Origin of the sequence: Binatus sp. (SeqCode), from assembly GCF_036522015.1 — a bacterium.
In the GTDB taxonomy this organism is placed as follows: domain Bacteria; phylum Desulfobacterota; class Binatia; order Binatales; family Binataceae; genus Binatus.
In genome coordinates, this window is record NZ_DATDGQ010000379.1 from 1 (window position 1) to 2,135 (window position 2,135).

The window sequence follows — 2,135 nt, forward strand, 5'->3', positions numbered from 1 at the left end:
GAATTCAGCGTAACGATTCCATCGAATCCAGCTGAGCGTCGCCAGTGAATCGGGATCGCCGGCGAAAATCGCGGCGCGGCCGAGTCCATATTGCCACGACGCCAGCAGCGGAGCCGCTTTGTCGGCGCGCGCGACCTTGAGCATGATTTGCGCGCCGTCCTTGGCCTCGGTCGCGGCAAAAAAGTCGATCGGCGGAATCTCCTTGATGCCGATGCCGGAGAGCATGGCGGAGGCGTCGCCGGCTTCGACCGTGGTGCGATCCTGCTTGCGCCGGTTCATCGCCTCCCGCGTCAAACCGACCAGCAGCAGCGGCAGCTTCTCGATGTCCTGCACGCGATAGAAGATACCGCCGGTCGCCTGCGCAAAGTCCTGCAGCAGCTCGAGGTTGGCGAGGTCGGGACCGATGCGGATGGTCGAAACGGGGATGTGCTGGCGGGCAAATTCGGCGATCAGATCGTCGTGGTCGTGATATTGGCGGTTGGTGTCGCCGTCGGTCAGCAGGATCACCTGGCGCACCGGAATGTTGCTCTGCAGAATCTCGCGTTCGGCGATTTCGAGCGCGTCCTTGAAGTCGGTGCCGCCGCCGGGCTGGAGGCGGTCGATGCGATTTTCGAGCTCAGCGCGATCGTCGCCGAGCTGCTGCAGATGCGCGAGCACGTACGGCTGCGAGTCGAACGCGATCACGCCGGCGAAGTCGGTGTCGTCGAGCTGTCGCAGGAGTGCTATCGCTGCTTCCTTGGCGTAGCGGATTCGCTCGCCGTCGCGTACCGCGGGATAGCGCGAGTCGTAGCTCATCGAGTTCGAGCGATCGATGCAGAGATAAACCGCGATCGGTTCGCGCGACGGCGGCGGCGGCTGCGGCACGAACTTCACCGGCAGCGCCTTTTCCAGATCGCCGCCGGCCAGACTTTCTTCGCGCAAGGTATCTCCGGTCGCGACCAGTCCGCCGCCGTAGTCGGCGACGTAGCGATTGAGCGCGTGCTGCGCGGCAGGGGTCAGCGATCCCGCGGGCACGTCGTCGAGGATCACGAGCTGGTACGGCAGGTAGTCGACGGGATGCTCGCTCAGGCTGCGCGGCGACACGAAATCGATCTGGTATTTGCGCATTTTGAGCGCGGTCACAAGGCTCTCCGGCACCGAAGTCGAGACGATCAAAATTCGCGGCGCGCCAGTCACTGAAATCGCCGCTTCGACCCGCGGATTGAGCGCGATACGCGGAGGCGCGATCGAGACTTCCGCGCTCATCAGGTACGCGCCCGCGCGGTCGAGCCGATACGGCAGCTCGAAGTCGTTCAGCCCGGGCTTAAGCGTGATCGATTCGCCGCCGACGGCAGTGTCGTCGCGGAAGAGCCTGAGCGTGGCGGCGACGGGAGACTGCGATTCGCTTTCGACGCCGATTCTGAAGGCGAAACGCTGATCGGCGCGGACCGCGTCCGGTGAAAAAAAATCGGTGACCGCGATTCGCTCGGTGGCCGACGGCGGAGGCGCGGCGGCGAAAATTCGGACGCCGTCCTCGAGCATCGCGGGAACCTCGGTCATCGCGGAATCCTCGGTTTCGTTGCCGTCGCTCAGGAGCAAAATTCGCTTGTCGGCTTCCGGCGCAAACAGGCTCTCCGCCGCGGTCAGCGCGCTCGCGATATTGGTCGCTCCCCCATCGGCACCGTCGCCGAAATGACCGAGCAGCCGGGGATCGGTCAAAGGCACGAGCAGCCGCGCGTCGCGTCCAAAGCCGATAATCGCCAGCTGATCGGTTGGCGCCATCGCGGTCTTCAACTGCTCGATCTGGCGGCGCATCCAATCCTGTTGATCGGGTGACACCGAGCGCGACTCATCTATCACCGCGACCACCGCGACGCTTTGCGCGCCGATTCGACCCGGAATGCGCAATCCAGCAAGCATCGCGACCAGAGCGACGACGCACAGTGCACGAAGCGTCGCCGACGCGGCACCGGCCAGCCGCAGTCCGCTGCGCATCGCGAGGATTCCGGGAGTCGCGGCCAGCGGCACGAGTACCAGCAACCAGAGCAGATGCGGCCGATCAAACATGGCGCATCCCCCAGCGGCCGGCGTGGCCAATCAGCATCGCGGATTCAATCGTTAGTGCGAGTAGCGCCAGCGCGATCAAAATGAAAACC

1 protein-coding gene is annotated in these 2,135 nt (G+C 64.5%); it reads right to left on the reverse strand.

Annotation, left to right across the window (positions count from 1 at the left end):
- Positions 1–2,046, reverse strand: a 2,046-nt coding sequence (locus VIW95_RS16145; RefSeq protein ID WP_331588428.1) for a VWA domain-containing protein, incomplete at its 3' end; no start/stop codon positions are given.
- Between the last annotated feature and the right edge of the window lie 89 nt (positions 2,047–2,135).